Annotated in this window: 16 protein-coding genes; 9 read left to right on the forward strand and 7 right to left on the reverse strand. The window is 45.4% G+C overall.

The window, feature by feature from the left end:
• Positions 1–43: 43 nt before the first annotated feature.
• Positions 44–304, reverse strand: coding sequence for a SlyX family protein (locus JKP82_RS14140; protein WP_159534099.1), 261 nt, complete (start codon positions 302–304; stop codon positions 44–46).
• A gap of 8 nt (positions 305–312) precedes the next feature.
• A complete protein-coding gene (locus JKP82_RS14145) occupies positions 313–1,290 on the reverse strand; it encodes a WD40 repeat domain-containing protein (RefSeq protein ID WP_220099962.1) in 978 nt (325 codons plus the stop codon).
• 151 nt (positions 1,291–1,441) lie between these two features.
• Here JKP82_RS14145 and fkpA point away from each other — a divergent pair, with 151 nt between their 5' ends.
• Positions 1,442–2,221: an FKBP-type peptidyl-prolyl cis-trans isomerase gene (gene fkpA, locus JKP82_RS14150; protein WP_159534101.1), complete on the forward strand. Its 780-nt coding sequence runs from the start codon at positions 1,442–1,444 to the stop codon at positions 2,219–2,221.
• 250 nt (positions 2,222–2,471) lie between these two features.
• Here the strand turns inward: fkpA and JKP82_RS14155 are convergent, their stop codons facing one another.
• Complete coding sequence (locus JKP82_RS14155; protein WP_258544401.1) at positions 2,472–2,759, reverse strand: hypothetical protein; 288 nt, start codon at positions 2,757–2,759, stop codon at positions 2,472–2,474.
• A 175-nt stretch (positions 2,760–2,934) separates the two neighbouring features.
• On the opposite strand from JKP82_RS14155, the gene greB reads away from it, so the two are divergent.
• Together greB and JKP82_RS14165 are read left to right on the forward strand one after the other, a co-directional pair.
• Positions 2,935–3,420, forward strand: a complete 486-nt coding sequence (greB, locus tag JKP82_RS14160; RefSeq protein ID WP_159534103.1) for a transcription elongation factor GreB — start codon at positions 2,935–2,937, stop codon at positions 3,418–3,420.
• A 162-nt stretch (positions 3,421–3,582) separates the two neighbouring features.
• A complete protein-coding gene (locus JKP82_RS14165; protein ID WP_218397531.1) occupies positions 3,583–5,955 on the forward strand; it encodes a Tex family protein in 2,373 nt (790 codons plus the stop codon).
• Positions 5,956–6,143: 188 nt separating this feature from the next.
• Here JKP82_RS14165 and JKP82_RS14170 read toward each other — a convergent pair whose 3' ends face one another.
• From JKP82_RS14170 to bioH, 3 genes are all read right to left on the reverse strand, one after another.
• A complete protein-coding gene (locus tag JKP82_RS14170) occupies positions 6,144–7,211 on the reverse strand; it encodes a putative metalloprotease CJM1_0395 family protein (protein ID WP_159534107.1) in 1,068 nt (355 codons plus the stop codon).
• 17 nt (positions 7,212–7,228) lie between these two features.
• On the reverse strand, positions 7,229–7,561 hold the full coding sequence (locus tag JKP82_RS14175) for a hypothetical protein (protein WP_218397532.1): 333 nt from the start codon (positions 7,559–7,561) through the stop codon (positions 7,229–7,231).
• A gap of 198 nt (positions 7,562–7,759) precedes the next feature.
• On the reverse strand, positions 7,760–8,569 hold the full coding sequence (gene bioH, locus JKP82_RS14180) for a pimeloyl-ACP methyl ester esterase BioH (RefSeq protein ID WP_159534111.1): 810 nt from the start codon (positions 8,567–8,569) through the stop codon (positions 7,760–7,762).
• Between the two features lie 161 nt (positions 8,570–8,730).
• Here bioH and JKP82_RS14185 point away from each other — a divergent pair, with 161 nt between their 5' ends.
• Positions 8,731–9,450: a ComF family protein gene (locus JKP82_RS14185; protein ID WP_218397534.1), complete on the forward strand. Its 720-nt coding sequence runs from the start codon at positions 8,731–8,733 to the stop codon at positions 9,448–9,450.
• 58 nt (positions 9,451–9,508) lie between these two features.
• On the opposite strand, the gene JKP82_RS14190 is transcribed toward JKP82_RS14185, so the two are convergent.
• Entirely contained in the window at positions 9,509–12,133 is a 2,625-nt protein-coding gene (locus JKP82_RS14190) for a M14 family zinc carboxypeptidase (RefSeq protein WP_218397535.1), read from the reverse strand.
• Positions 12,134–12,246: 113 nt separating this feature from the next.
• Between JKP82_RS14190 and nfuA the strand changes: the two genes are divergently transcribed.
• The 5 genes from nfuA (at position 12,247) to JKP82_RS14215 (ending at position 15,161) form a co-directional block, all read left to right on the forward strand.
• The gene (gene nfuA / locus JKP82_RS14195) at positions 12,247–12,825 is read left to right on the forward strand and encodes a Fe-S biogenesis protein NfuA (RefSeq protein WP_126872128.1); all 579 of its coding nucleotides are present in this window, start codon (positions 12,247–12,249) and stop codon (positions 12,823–12,825) included.
• Positions 12,826–12,842: 17 nt separating this feature from the next.
• Positions 12,843–13,076, forward strand: coding sequence for a hypothetical protein (locus JKP82_RS14200; RefSeq protein ID WP_159534117.1), 234 nt, complete (start codon positions 12,843–12,845; stop codon positions 13,074–13,076).
• A 190-nt stretch (positions 13,077–13,266) separates the two neighbouring features.
• The gene (locus JKP82_RS14205) at positions 13,267–13,959 is read left to right on the forward strand and encodes an aspartate/glutamate racemase family protein (protein ID WP_159534119.1); all 693 of its coding nucleotides are present in this window, start codon (positions 13,267–13,269) and stop codon (positions 13,957–13,959) included.
• 37 nt (positions 13,960–13,996) lie between these two features.
• Positions 13,997–14,380: a VOC family protein gene (locus JKP82_RS14210; protein WP_218397537.1), complete on the forward strand. Its 384-nt coding sequence runs from the start codon at positions 13,997–13,999 to the stop codon at positions 14,378–14,380.
• Between the two features lie 133 nt (positions 14,381–14,513).
• Complete coding sequence (locus tag JKP82_RS14215; RefSeq protein WP_159534123.1) at positions 14,514–15,161, forward strand: class I SAM-dependent methyltransferase; 648 nt, start codon at positions 14,514–14,516, stop codon at positions 15,159–15,161.
• Positions 15,162–15,163: the final 2 nt, after the last annotated feature.

Genomic DNA, 15,163 nt, shown 5'->3' on the forward strand with positions numbered 1-15,163 from the left:
CGGCCAGGGCTTCGTAAGCTCAGTCTGCAATGCGGGGGTATCATTAATAATGGGGAGGCGGTGTTTCTTCCGAGTCTTTGGCCATATTAGAAGGCTCAATTGATTTAACCTTGTCGATAACGTGGCGTAACTTGTAGGTAAGCTCATCAAGTTGTTGCTGCTGTGAAGACAGCGCTTCATTTAAGGCTTCAATGGTATGCTCTTGAAACGCTATTTTCGTTTGGAGCTCTTCAATACTGTGGTTCGTACTATCGAGTTCTACCCGAAATGCGACACTGTCAGTACTGCTATTTTTATCTGTCATAATCTACTCTATTTACTGCGTTGCCATACTTCGGCAAGACCACTGCTGCTTTCTGTCACAATATTACCATCGGACATAAACCCAACGCCATAAACAACTGCAGTTGGCGGTGAAACAGTATCTCGTGATGCTACTTGCCAAGCATCCACTTCCTTACCACTTTTCAAATCCCACAAATACACTTGGCGTGACGGCGAGCCTGTCAGTAAATACTTACCATCATCAGAAAACACAGCATCAGTGAAGATTTTTTGCCTAGCAATAAAGCTCAGACCGCTAATGGCCTCGCCAGTTTGCACGTTCCACACTTGTGATTTACTTTGGCTATCGGCAGTAAAAGCAAAACGACCTTTGTCATCTAATGCCACTTTGGTCACCCGGGAAGGATGCGTGAAGGTATGGATTATTTGCCCTGTGTCGGTGCTCCATAAATAAGCGATATAGTCGTTGCCACCGGTTAAGGCAAACTTGCCATTCGGGGAGATATCAATCGAGTTCACTTTTTCTTGATGCCCTAAAAACTCTAACCTGCGCTGAGTTTTAGGCTCAAAAAACATGACCTTACCATTAGAACGAGCCACCAAGATGCCATTGCCATTATTCGAAATGGCCACATCACGAATAGACGCTTCGTCAATACGCCAAAAGCCAATCGGGTCGCCGGTTTCAATGCTCCACAGTGCAAACGCTTCTCTGTCAGCGGTGACTACATGAGTATTGTCGGCTGATATATGTAACGAAACGACTAAATTATTACCTTCCCCTTGATGACTCCATTGATACAAAGGAGTGTCTTCGCCTATTCGCCATACATTGATGCCATTATTGATGCCTGATACAACGGAAATAGTACCATCGGGCGACACATCGGCTGCGTAAGCCCCTTCCTCAACATGTCGCCATTGTTTAATTGGCGTGGTCTCAGGGAAGCTACATCCTATAGATCCACTTATTAATAAGGTGAGTAACAATAATCTGGGGAACATTTGAGCCCTAAACATAATCAAATAGGTTTCGCTTTGTGAATGCTAGGTTTAACATAGCATGGATCACGCATCTTTCACTATCGTGCAGACTGCCCTGGATGCAGCAGTTTAAACATAGACGCATGATGATAAAAATTTATGGAGACGTTTTATGCAGAAGTCGCTTGTTGCCTTATCTACTATTGCTGCCCTAGGCCTTTTTGCCTGTCAGCCAAACACCTCTGATGAGGCCGCTACTACCGGCACTGACATCGCTGAAACCGCCGATGTTTCGACAGAATCAATGACAGACGTACAAAAGCAAGCGTACGCTATGGGTGCAAGTATGGGCTTGTTCGTGAGCAACCGTGCACAACAGCAAGAGCAACTAGGCTTTCCGCTAGATGAAGCGGCGTTGAAAGAAGGCTTTGAAGATGGCCTTAACGACACATTGAAATTTACCCCACAAGAAATTCAGCAAATTGCTCAGCAAGGCGAAGAAGTACTTCGTGCTAAGCAACAAGAAATGGCGCAAAAAGCCGCACAAGACAATGTTGAAGCAGGCGCGGCATATTTAGAAGAAAACGCGAAGAAAGATAGCGTAACCACAACCGAATCTGGTCTTCAATATGAAGTGTTAGAAGAAGGTGATGGCGCAAGCCCCGCGGCTGAAGACATCGTTAAAGTTCACTACCGTGGCACTTTGCTAGACGGTACTGAGTTCGATTCTTCATACAAGCGTGGTGAGCCAGCTCAATTCCCACTTAACCAAGTTATTCCTGGCTGGACCGAAGGCGTTCAACTTATGCAAGAAGGTGCGAAGTACCGCTTCCACATCCCTTCTGAATTAGCTTATGGCGAGCGTGCTACTGGTTCAATTACACCAAATTCAACGCTAATCTTCGATGTTGAATTGCTTGAAATCGTTAAAGAAGAAGCTGCTGCTGAGTAATATCACGCCGCGCTTCAAAGTGTAGTGGCTACGCTTTAGCATTGGCCACTACTTGTATAAGCCGATACTTATTTAAGTGTCGGCTTTTTTAATGCGTTAAGTGATGGTTGTACCAAAAAGAGCGGATAAGAGTGAAGGCTGCACGATAGTCACCGCTATTAATACAGCAAATGCCCACCTTACGCAGAAGGTGTATTAGACGGCTAGTCATTCGATTACTCGCTTTTTGTGCACCTTATCGACAACCTATTTAAGTATGACGAGGTGGCGCACGACGACGTTCACGCTGCACTTTAAATACCGCAAAGTGATTTAACAGATATTGACCAAACTTATACATTAATAAACCAATCACGAGATATCCTGCTGTTATCAGGCTATCCATACGTACTACAATATCCAGTAAGCCATACAGCACCATTAACGCGCCAGTTAAAAAAAGCATAAAACCAGCAATAGTGCCGCCCATTGAACCGTTAGTTGCAGCACGGCGCCTGTCTGCAGGCTTATTTCCCGCCTTCGGTGCGTTATCTTCCATTCGATTTTCCCGCTCATTAGCTGGTTGCTATTTATACTGCGACAACAACTTTAAGGTTTATGTTCAATATTTGCACAAAGTGGTTTAAATGGTAGATTTCAACGCATTTGTTTATTGCGTTCTATTAATTCACCCACATACACTAGCCATAAGATTTCAATTTAACTAAATAATTGTGAAAACACCACTGATAACACGAAAAGGATATTTGAAGCTAAAACAGGAGCTTGACCATTTGTGGCGGGAAGAAAGGCCCGAAATCACACGAAAGGTGACGTGGGCTGCTAGCTTGGGCGATCGTAGTGAAAATGCAGATTACCAATATAATAAGAAAAAATTACGTGAAATCGACAGGCGAGTACGTTACTTACGTAAGTGTTTGGAAAACCTTAAAGTCGTGGATTATAGTTCCCAGCAGGAAAATAAAGTTTATTTTGGTGCTTGGGTAGAAATCGAAAACGAACAAGGGCAGGTGCTAGAACTTCGCCTTGTGGGTTACGATGAAATATTTGGCCGTCGAGATTACATTTCTATCGACTCTCCTATGGCGCGAGCCCTAGTGGGGAAAGAAGAAGATGATGACGTTACGGTAAAAACAGAAACCGACATAAAAGAATGGTGGATAAACCGCATTTGGTACGATCCAACCGATAAACTGTAATAAGGTTAAAACAGTTTCCATGAATACTGACCTTACAATCAGGCTTCTTCTGACCCGTCGCGGTGGTATAATTGCTGCCAGTTATTCCAACTAAAATGAAAGCGGTGTAAAAAGGCTAATGCTAGCCACTACATCCTTATTTGCTATTGCCTAGAGCGTATTATGATTATTAACAAAATTGCCGAAGAACTTGCCGTACAAACTTCTCAAGTCAGTGCTGCGGTTAAGCTTCTTGATGAAGGTTCAACGGTGCCGTTTATTGCACGTTACCGTAAAGAAGTGACTCAAGGGCTAGACGACACTCAGTTACGTACGCTTCAGCAACGTCTTACCTACCTTCGAGAACTAGAAGACAGACGCCAAGTCATCTTGAAATCTATTGATGAGCAGGGAAAACTGTCTGATGAGTTAAAGCGCAACATTACCGGCGCTGACAGTAAGACCACATTGGAAGACTTATACTTACCCTTTAAGCCCCGTCGACGCACCAAAGGTCAGATAGCCATTGAGGCAGGCCTTGAAGGCTTAGCAGATACTTTATTTGCCAACCCTGACCAGTCTATCGATGAGTTAGCCGCTAAATACTTTAATGCCGAAAAAGGGGTTTCAGATACTAAAGCCGCGCTTGAAGGCGCTCGCTTTATTTTAATGGAACGGTTTGCTGAAGATGCGGCACTGCTTGGTAAAATTCGTAACTACCTTGTTGAAAACGCACATATTAAAAGCACAGTAGCAAACGGTAAAGCGCAAGAAGCGGTTAAGTACAAAGACTATTTTGAACACAGCGAAAAGTACAAAAATGCCCCCTCACATCGCGCCCTTGCTATGTTTCGTGGTCGTAACGAAGGCATGTTGAATATTCAACTTGATGCCGACCCACAGCAAGATGATGCCAGTGCGCCTTCTCACTGTGAACACCTTATTGCTAGCCACTACAATATTATGCACCGCCAACGTCCTGCCGATGATTTCTTAGCGCAAGTAGTGCAGTGGACGTGGAAAATTAAAATCGCGTTACACATGGAAACCGAGCTATTCAGTGGTCTTCGCGAGCGCGCTGAAGAAGAAGCGATTGAGGTCTTTGCTAAGAACCTCAACGATTTGCTAATGGCTGCGCCTGCTGGCGCTAAGACCACGATGGGCCTTGATCCTGGTCTTCGTACTGGCGTGAAAGTCGCTATCGTAGATAAAACAGGCAAAGTCGTCGCTAAGAATACCATCTTCCCCCATGCACCGCAGAACCAGTGGGATAAGTCACTGCGTACCCTCACTACCGTGTGTAAGCAGTATAAAGTTGAGCTTATCAGTATAGGTAATGGTACAGGTTCCCGTGAAACCGATAAGCTTGTAGGGGAAATGCTTAAAAATAACCCAGAGCTAGGTGCACAAAAAATCATGGTAAGCGAAGCCGGCGCATCGGTTTACTCTGCATCAGAATTAGCTTCAAACGAACTACCTGATTTGGACGTGTCTATACGTGGTGCAGTTTCCATTGCTCGTCGTTTACAAGACCCCCTTGCCGAGCTTGTAAAAATTGAACCTAAAGCCATTGGTGTAGGCCAATATCAACATGATGTTAGCCAAAGCCAGTTAGGTAAATCTCTCGACCGCGTAATTGAAGACTGTGTAAATGCGGTGGGTGTAGATTTAAATACAGCATCACCCGCGCTGCTAAGCTATGTGTCTGGATTGAATAAAACCCTTGCAAACAACATTGTGCAATTTAGAGATACCAATGGCGCCTTCGGCGACAGAAAAGCGCTAATGAAAGTTGAGCGCCTAGGGCCGAAAGCCTTCGAACAAGCGGCGGGATTCCTACGCATCGTAAATGGTAGCAACCCACTAGATGCGTCTGCGGTTCACCCCGAAGCTTATCCTGTGGTTGATAAAATTGTGGATACGGCCGCGGTTGCCGTTAACGATCTTATCGGTAACACAGAGCTATTGAAAACCTTATCGCCAGATACATTTACCAGTGACGCTTTCGGCTTACCCACGGTAAAAGATATTTTAAGCGAGCTTGATAAACCGGGCCGCGATCCTCGACCTGAATTTAAAACTGCCACCTTCAAAGAAGGGGTGGAGACCATTAAAGATCTTACCCCAGGTATGATTTTAGAAGGCGTTGTGAGTAATGTTGCGAACTTTGGTGCCTTTGTTGATGTAGGTGTCCACCAAGATGGCTTGGTGCATATTTCAGCGCTAACCAACAAGTTCATCTCAGATCCACGGGATGTAGTGAAAGCCGGGGACATTGTTAAAGTTAAGGTGCTTGAGGTAGACGTAGCACGTAAGCGTATATCGTTTACTATGCGGTTAGAGGATACCCCGACCTCGTCGAATCAAGCAGGCAAAAGCAATAACAGCAATGGCGCTGCTAACGCAAAGTCTACTGCTAATTCCCGCGCTAACAATGGGTCACGTGGACACTCTCACGCAGATAAGCCAAACAAGCGTGGCGGCGGACAAAACCAGCAGCAAAACAGTGCGATGGGTAATGCCTTTGCCGATGCCTTCGCCAAAGCCAAGAAATAACGCCTAACGCCATTGTTTACACGCGCGATTATAATTTTAAAGCCAGCATACATGCTGGCTTTTTGTATTTGCCCAGTAGAGTTTTGTATTTATGAGAGTAGTACGGTTAAGAACACGTGTTATTGGCAATGAGCGGTAAACGAGGCTAGATAAGCGCTATTACTATTAAGCGCTAGGCACTACAAACCCTAGGCGCTAGCGGAAAAACCTTCACGTACTGGTGTATAGGCTTGTGTGTAGAAATTCTGAATGCGACCAATGCGGGCTGAGTTAGCTTGGCTTTGTTGAACATTGTCGCCATTTGGCAGAGCTTCGTTGCCAAATGCTAGTGAGCGCGTATCAAACCCACCACCAATCTCATTTGAAGCTTCACTAGTACCTTGCGCTCCTTGGCTTACAGCATCTTGCTCAACCGTTTGCGCTTGTAAAACAGCTTCGTCTAGTGCCCTTGTAGGGCGTTCAACACCCGCATTATCGGTAATTTCATCAATATCAGGGGGCGTGATATCTGATGCGCTAGGCGATACCGATGATGTTGTAGCGTTGTCTTCAGCGATTTCGCTGCGAGCTTCAAACGATTTTTGAGTAGCTTCTGCTGCCACTTTTAAATCTTGCGCAGAAGGCTCCGCAGGGGCGAGTGCAGCAGCACGTACTTGCTGCATTTTACGAAGGGTTTCTTCAGGGCTATTTAGCTCAGAGATATCAATAGAGACTTCGCCATCGGTTACATAACGTTTGTTATCCGGCCCAGTGGTATATTCATATTGGGGAGATCCAGCGTATTGTCCACCCGCCGCGGCGTGTGCCTGCTCGTGAGTACGGACTTCTTGATCACGCGCCTCTAAGTTACTTATCTCTTGCTGTTCTTCTTCCGTCTGCTGCTCAGGCTGTGCGGATTGCTGTCCTGAAGCTTGCTGGTTTGATTCCTGTTGGCTTGATTCCTGTTGGTCTTGGGCATTTTGTTTACCCGCGCTTTCATCAGAGCCATTGTCTTTTTGTTCGCCAAACACGCTTTCAAACGCGCTTTGCAGCTCAGTTTGGACTTGGGGGCGATCGTAGGTAACAGGCGCAGGCGTTTGTCCCGGATTTCGAGCTTTGTCACTGTCCGAACCTAGGCCCTTTTGCGACGCCCCTTTCTCTGCATCCCCCGATTGAGGAATGGTTTCACGTAATGCGTTGTCTCGTCTCGCTGACTCGGTATTAACGTTTGCAGTAGGGTACGCTATGGCCGTAAGGATAGGGGTAACAATGTTCACATTACACTCCTACATTACTACGCTAACGTATCGATTATTGTGCCTATCGTGTCATTCGCCACATCAAGCACCTTGGCGGAAGCCTGGGCGTTGATACTGTTGATTTTCAATGACAACAGATTTGTGGTGACATCATCCTGCGTAGAGGGAAGTATGTTGCGTACATTCTGTAAGCTTTGGGTGGCAGCATTGGCTAAAACGGCTTGCGGATCGCGCTCTGCGTTCGTGGTTTGCTGGGCAATATTAGACGCAGCCTGCGTAATACCATTACTGGCATTCTGCAAACCGAATTGTCCGGACAAAATCGCCGAATTTATATTATTACTATTTATACCTGATATACCAGACATACACTACCTCTACACTCTCATGAGCAATTATTAACCAAATTGCACTAAATGAAAAGGTCTGTACCGCTCATACGCCTTAACTGGCTGTGAAAACGAGCAATATTTCTTCTTTGCGCCTAGCATTTCGCTGGCTAAAAGCTGCGGCGTATACACTCGCGGCCGTTTACATCACCTTAACGCGACTTAAAAGCATCGGATTTACGATGCTTTTTGTTGATACACGCTCGATGCAAAGCTAAACAAAATATCGGCACTTTGTTGAGGGTGAGAAATAAACGGCGCATGAGCTGCATGGGGCAACACCACCGTATCGGCTTGAGGATGCAACTCGCAAATACGATCTATACCACTGGTAGGCACTAGGCTGTCTAAGCGGCCATAAAGTCTAAGGGTTGGCACCGTTATCCGGCCAATGTCTTGGCGTAAATCTTCTGTGGAAAGAATTCTCAAGCCTTGTTTCAGCGCTTGCTGATCTGGTTCGGGGAATTCACTGATATGCCCACGAATAGCTTTTATATCTTGTCGTGCCGTATCACTTCCCATTGCTTGAATCGCTAAAAAGCGCTCTAGTGTCCTGTTGTAGTTACTCTCTAACTGATTTTCGAACATGGCAAGTAAATCACCTGCAATGCCTGGCCAGCAGGGGCCAGCGATGAAACGTGGTGTAGAGGCTATCGTCACTAAGCCTTTCAGATCTAAGCCACCAATTAAAGCTAATCGTTGCGCCACCAAACCACCTAAAGACCAACCCACAACAATACTTTCTGGCGGAATATAAGGCGCTATCATTCGTGCTAAAGACTCAGCGTTATAAGGGGAAGGCACATGCTGAGCGTTTTCGCCGAAACCGGGAAGATCAATAGTGGTAACCCGAAAACTATTGGTTAAATAGGGAATAAACGAAGTAAAAGCCCCACTATTCATACCCCAACCATGAAGGAAAACCAGATCGTTTCCTGTACCTTGAGTTCGGGTGACAAGCTGTGTGTTTGTATGCAAATCTTTCACTGTATACATCCTTTGGCTGTTGCATGAAGAAGCAAACCTAATAGGCTGCCATATATGCATGATTACCCATTATCTCAAAAAATGCTTAAAGACACGTTATCTTACTGTAGCTACAAGCGAGAAAAAGCGACTCAACTTAAGAATTCAAAAATTCACGTACTATGAATCTTTCATGCTTACTATGTTATCAGGCAAGTCCTGCGCCAGTATGTCATTGGTGTGAACATGACATATTTTTTTTCTCGGCCAACGTTCACGGTAATAACTTACTGTCATTTGGACCAGTCGGTCAGCACGTTAAGCATAGTGCCTATCAGCAGCTGTCGGTATTGGCTTTACATACTTATCCAATAACCACCTTAATTCATAGCTTTAAGTTTCAACACTCACTCACTTCAGGGAAGGTTTTAGCCAAGTGGTTTGTCGGTAAACAGCAACACTTGGCGCACCACACACCGCACTTAACCCACACTGCTCCCCAACTTCTCTTACCAGTGCCATTAAGCCCTTGGCGGCTAGCAACGCGACATTATAACCAAGCCGCAGTGTTAGCTAAATCCATTGGAAGTGCACTGAATATTCCCATTTGCACCAATTGGGCGATTCGACAAGGTATGTCTGCGCAACATCAACTAGGAAAAGCACAAAGGCTACAACATGCTAAGCAGGTGTTTTCATTAACTCATCAGTGTATTGATAGGTTAGTCGATTCTACCCCTACTCTTAAGCGTATCGCTATAGTAGATGATGTTATTACTACTGGTGTTACGGTAAACGCGCTAGCAAGCTTATTGAGAGCTCGCTACCCACAACTGAATATTCTGGTATGGGCAATGACCTTTACACCGCCCCCGAAAAGTTCACTGCTAGTTGCGGGGTAATCGAAACGACTACCGCCACGTATTCTTGCTACATAAGAATTGGCTAAATAAAAATTAGTTACTTAAGAAAACCAGACTGATAAATGGCATTACTTAACATTTTGTTTGTGCCATACCAGTACCCTCGAAATTGCGTATTGTCGGTAAACCCAATCACAACACCTTTACCTTGCTGTGTGGTGATCACAGCAGGGGTTTCGGCAATTAGTTTCACTAGTTTTTCATCACTGAATCCAGCCAATAATGGCGCTGAGGTATATCGAGCTGGCGTAGTAAATGGCGTGTAATAATTGTTCACCACCATATTGCTGGTTTTGAACATAGACAGTGTAGTGTCGGTATAACCGTAAAATAGTGGATGGGTGATATCTATTTCAGCTTCATAAACCGCGCCAGCCACCAACTTTCTTGCATATAACGCCGATTTATCGCCAAACGTCAGTTTATCTTCATCAAATTGACTGTCTATTTCTTCTCTATCTACTATATCGACGTTTAACCATTCATTGGCTGCAAAATAACGAAGGGCTGATTTTTGTCCAATCAACACACCGCCATTTTTAACCCAATTGAACAGGGCATCTTTAGTGTCATTCGACAGCGTATACTGCCCGCTAGCAAACACAATGTGGGTATAACCTGACTGTAGCGCATTGCCCAGTTTTTGTTGCTCCACAATACTGGCAGGTAGGCCTACCCGCGTATCAAAATAGTGCCACATTTCGCCCACTTCATATTCGCTTACCCCCTCGCCCCCAACTAATAGCACTTTTGGCCCTAAAATAGGTTTGATTGAGCGACTTCCAATATCACTGCCCGTTGGCGTTAGTCCACTCGCGAGGGCGTAAACAGGAATACGTAACGCGCGAGCTTGCTCGGTTAGCAGACTGAGTAAATTTTCAGGCTGAACTAATCCTGTAGGAATGACAATGCTACCCGAGGTAAAGGTATGGCGCTGATTATTGACAAGCTTAGCTTCAAACGCATTTTCGCTACTTCTTACGCTTACCCCAGCCTCTAATAACGACTGAAGCAAGGCTGGCGCGTAGTAATCGTTCCATGAAAACGCGTACGCATAGGCACTGGCAGGTAACGACTCGCTAAGCACTGGCATCGCTAACTTTGCATTGGCAGCCGTTTTTACGTTTCGGGTATCCCGTTTTTCAACCACCGAGAAGGGCAAGTTAAATGCCATCGCCATGTTCCACGATGACACATCGTAGAAGGTGTTATTTTCAAACGAGGTTTGGGTTGAAAATATGGACGTGATAAGTCGGTACTGGGCCTGCGCGACAGGAATATAAATGGCGCGATTAGCATTAAAGGTTTGCTTGCCAACGTCTGAGTCTTTGCTGACAACCTCGAACTTAATATTGTGTTGTTTAAGTAGCGACAACATCGCATTAAACCTGCCGCTATCACTCGACTCACCCACAATGTAGCCGCTAATATCACCGTCTTTTGCTAATGCTTGCGTGTCTTTAACAAAAGCCGATTGATAATCTAAAATAGCCGGCTTGTTGGCAAGCGCACCTTCAAAGGTACTTAATGAGGTCGTAATTTGATTTGCGATAGTGGTAGAAAATGCCAATGGTCCATTGATAGATTCTTGTAAATGTCCGCGAGAACTCGCTTGTTCAAACAAAATACCGATGCTGCCATGTAAATCAGGGTAGGTACTGCCCTTACCGGCGTAAAAGTCGTCAAATGCCTCTTCCGAGAAATACAGCTTTCCTTTCTTATCAAAGGCTTTGGCATGATACGCCGCCAACGCTTCGGTTAAGGTTACGTTTTCATCCGGCGTAATAGGGTTTTTACGCGAGCGTACACCTGGCTGAAAAAAGTAGGTGCTATCGGTACCCATTTCATGAAAGTCAGTAAGAATATGCGGGCGCCAGCGATGAAATTGCTTTATACGTGCTTGAGACTCTGGGTGAGCCAACAATAACCAGTCTCTATTTAAGTCAAACCAATAGTGGTTCGTGCGTCCTGATGGCCAGCCTTCATCATGCTCACGGGTGTTACTATCCGCGACAAGTTGCTTTCCTTTGTGCATATTGGCCCATTGCGCGAAACGAGATAACCCATCGGGGTTGAAAGATGGGTCTAACAGCACAATATTGTTGTTCAGTAACGCATCGATTCGCGCACCTTGCCCAGCGGCTAAGTAATAAGCTAGGGCTAATGCAGCGTTTGAGCCTGAAGGCTCATTACCGTGAATGCCGTAACCCATATAGAAAATGAGTGGCGCACCGGCTTTTACTTTTTCACCTGAATTCATGGCATCGATATGCGCGGTTCGCATACTTTCTATATTAGGGCGGTTCGATGGCGCAGTAATGGTAAGTAGCAATAGCTCACGATTTTCATGGGTTCTGCCGGTGACTTCTAATGAAATGCGGTCGGAATGGTCAGCGAGTACACGCATGTAGTGGGTTAGTTGATCGTGACGTACGTGCCACTGGCCAATGTTCGCACCCAGTACTGATTCTGGCGTAGGGATATCTGGGTTATATGTTACATCAGTTGGTAAGTAGGCCTGAACCGGCTTTCCCCCCTTATCGAGGGCAACTATATTGGCATTTACCGAAGCAGATACGCACACGGCGGTTAACACGATAAATGGCGTAAACCATTTTGGGAAAATCGAGATTGTGGCGGTGCGAACCAAAGCTGCGAGCATAGTGATATCCGTCTTGTCGTTATGCGGTTACATCGAAACTAGTCAATACTTGACTGTTTTAGTCAGGTAAATTTGTTATCATAAACCAAATTTTAAATTAATAGGACTTACTGATGATTACTATATCAGAAGAAGCCCAGGCTCACTTCGTAAAACTGTTGGATAAACAAGAGACTGGCACAAATATTCGTGTATTCGTCGTAAATCCGGGCACATCGAGCGCCGAGTGTGGCGTGTCCTATTGCCCGCCAGATGCCGTTGAAGAAACGGATACTCGCCTAGAGTTCAATGGCTTCAATGCAGTGGTAGATGAAGAAAGTGTTCCATTTTTACATGAAGCAGAAATTGATTATGTCACTGATCAAATGGGTTCGCAGCTTACGCTTAAAGCCCCTAATGCTAAAGCACGCAAAGTAGCTGATGATGCGCCTTTGGCTGAACGCATAAAGTACATGATTGAAGCTGAAATCAACCCTCAACTTGCTAGCCATGGCGGCCAAGTAATGTTGGCTGAACTTACCGAAGATGGCTTCGCTATTCTTCAGTTCGGCGGCGGCTGTAATGGCTGCTCTATGGTTGATGTAACTTTGAAAGACGGCATTGAAAAGCAAATGCTTGAGCAATTTGCAGGGGAACTAAACGGTGTTCGTGATGCTACTGAACATGAAGCCGGTGAGCATTCTTACTACTAAGATGTTGTATCTCAACTATGTTTGATGTGCACAAAAGCTGGCGACGATTTAAATTAGGCCTTGCCTTGTTCGTTGCTGGCGTTGTGCAGCTTTTCACGTTAAGTCATCTAAGCACCTTCCTTTACTATTATTCTCTTACCACCTTGCTTGTGGGCTTTGTCATTGCCATGTCTGGCTATGTAGGCATCTTCATGCAGCGTTTCGCGTTTCTAAAAGATAAGAAAATACCGCCTAGTTTCAAAGACGATTAGTCGCTTACCTCCTGCTTTTGTCCCATACGTTTCCTAACATACTTTTGTTAATTCTCACGTTCAATGACCTTGTCCTAGGCTGCGGATTGCACGTAGTCTAGTATTTATAATCTTACATTGGTTGTTCTTAACGTCATGTTTGTGACGGTTTTTAATACGTTTTTTGTCGTGCTTATTAGAGGAGGCTGAGATGAAAACCATTGGGCTTATTGGTGGTATGAGTTGGGAATCGACGGTTAGCTATTACCAAGCGATTAACCGGTTGGTGAATAGCCAACTCGGGGGGCTCCACAGTGCAAAAATATGCCTATACTCGGTTGATTTTGCCGAGATAGAAGCTTTCCAGCGCAGCGGTGAGTGGGATAAAGCCGCCGATGCGTTGAAGCACGCCGCACAGTCATTAGAAGATGCCGGCGCAGACTTTCTCCTTATATGTACCAACACCATGCATAAGGTCGCTGCCCAGGTGGCCAGCGCTGTAGCCATTCCTTTATTGCATATTGCCGATGCCACCGGCGTGGCTCTGTGTGAAAACACGGTCAAAAAAGTGGGCTTGTTAGGCACCCTATTCACCATGGAACAGGCATTTTACAGCGAACGTTTAGCGCAACAGTTTGATTTAGATGTAGTCGTACCAGACAGTGAAGACAGATTAGTCGTGCATAAAATTATTTATGAGGAATTATGCAAAGGGGTTATTTGTGAAAAATCCCGTGACGCGTATATTGATATTATCAACAAATTAAAGGCGCAAGGTGCACAGGCCGTTATTTTAGGGTGCACGGAAATTGCCTTGTTGGTAAAGCAGTCAGACACTGATATGCCTCTTTACGACACAACAGCACTTCACGCTGCTGAGGCTGTAAAAATGGCGCTAGAATAGTCAGATAACTATATTTTGCCTACAAAAAGGAAATGCTATGTTTAGTCATGTAATGATTGGCGCGAACGACATCGAAGCATCGAAGAAGTTTTACGATGCCTCTCTTGCTGTATTTGGATACGATGAAGGCGTATACGATGAACACGGTCGTGTTTTCTACTTCACCCCAAAAGGTGTGTTAGCCCTTACCAAACCAATTAACGGCGAAGCCGCTACCCACGGGAACGGTTCAACGATTGGCCTTGCTGCGGCAAACCCAGCGCTTGTTGATGAATGGCATAAAGTAGGCGCAGCCAATGGCGGCGTGCCGGTTGAAGATCCTCCCGGCATTCGTGGTACAGAAGAGCGCCAGTTGTACCTTGCGTATTTGCGCGACCCTTCTGGCAACAAACTGTGTGCGACTCACTTCGTTAAGAAATAACCTTGAGCGGATACACAGCCTTGAGCGGATACACAGCCTTGAGCTTTTAAACAGCCTTGAGCTTGTATAAACATCTACGTTTAGCTCGTCAGTGCTACACTGGCGAGCGATAAGTCAGAATAGGTAAGCGACCATGACACCAGCAGAAACCGGCCTTGCTTACGATCAAATTACCCAGCGTTGGACACGGCCAGAGTTTAATCGTAGCAATGGTATTGCTCAGCATAAGGTCGCGTTATCATTTCTAGACGTATTTACGTCAGAACAAGGCTCATCCAGAACAGATCAACCTCGCATCGGCCTTGATGTAGGATGTGGCTGTACGGGTAGGTTTATTGAACTGCTGCATGACAACGAGTTTGTAGTAGAGGGGATTGATATCTCAAATGAGATGCTGGCGTTAGCCAGAGGAAGACACCCTAACAACACGTTTTATTTTGGTGATATTTGCACCTTCGACCTGCCCCATCAGTACCGCTTCATTAGTGCTTGGGACTGCCTGTGGCACGTACCACTACACAGCCAAGCGGCTCTAGTTACCAAACTTTGCAATGCACTACAGCCAGGTGGCATATTTATATTTAGCTGTGGCGGTGTGGATGAACCGGGTGAACATACCAACACCACCATGGGGCCTGAAGTCTATTACGCTTCACTAGGTATCAACGGTTATATACGTCATATTGTCGAAGCCGACTGCATTATTCGGCATATTGAATACGAGCAGCTACCCGAATTTCATACCTACTTTGTCGTGCAAAAGGCAATACCGCAAAAATAGTC

Origin of the sequence: Alteromonas lipotrueae (genome assembly GCF_019249215.1) — a bacterium.
Taxonomy (GTDB): Bacteria; Pseudomonadota; Gammaproteobacteria; order Enterobacterales; family Alteromonadaceae; genus Alteromonas; species Alteromonas lipotrueae.

Bases quoted from the DNA above. Each gene is read 5' to 3' on its own strand.
- JKP82_RS14165 (WP_218397531.1), top strand. From the start codon at position 3,583: ATGATTATTAACAAAATTGCCGAAGAACTTGCCGTACAAACTTCTCAA.
- JKP82_RS14155 (WP_258544401.1), bottom strand. From the start codon at position 2,759: ATGGAAGATAACGCACCGAAGGCGGGAAATAAGCCTGCAGACAGGCGC.
- JKP82_RS14190 (WP_218397535.1), bottom strand. From the start codon at position 12,133: ATGCTCGCAGCTTTGGTTCGCACCGCCACAATCTCGATTTTCCCAAAA.
- JKP82_RS14200 (WP_159534117.1), top strand. From the start codon at position 12,843: ATGTTTGATGTGCACAAAAGCTGGCGACGATTTAAATTAGGCCTTGCC.
- JKP82_RS14210 (WP_218397537.1), top strand. From the start codon at position 13,997: ATGTTTAGTCATGTAATGATTGGCGCGAACGACATCGAAGCATCGAAG.
- nfuA (WP_126872128.1), top strand. From the start codon at position 12,247: ATGATTACTATATCAGAAGAAGCCCAGGCTCACTTCGTAAAACTGTTG.
- JKP82_RS14215 (WP_159534123.1), top strand. From the start codon at position 14,514: ATGACACCAGCAGAAACCGGCCTTGCTTACGATCAAATTACCCAGCGT.
- fkpA (WP_159534101.1), top strand. From the start codon at position 1,442: ATGCAGAAGTCGCTTGTTGCCTTATCTACTATTGCTGCCCTAGGCCTT.
- JKP82_RS14145 (WP_220099962.1), bottom strand. From the start codon at position 1,290: ATGTTCCCCAGATTATTGTTACTCACCTTATTAATAAGTGGATCTATA.
- JKP82_RS14185 (WP_218397534.1), top strand. From the start codon at position 8,731: ATGAATCTTTCATGCTTACTATGTTATCAGGCAAGTCCTGCGCCAGTA.
- JKP82_RS14205 (WP_159534119.1), top strand. From the start codon at position 13,267: ATGAAAACCATTGGGCTTATTGGTGGTATGAGTTGGGAATCGACGGTT.
- JKP82_RS14140 (WP_159534099.1), bottom strand. From the start codon at position 304: ATGACAGATAAAAATAGCAGTACTGACAGTGTCGCATTTCGGGTAGAA.
- JKP82_RS14175 (WP_218397532.1), bottom strand. From the start codon at position 7,561: ATGTCTGGTATATCAGGTATAAATAGTAATAATATAAATTCGGCGATT.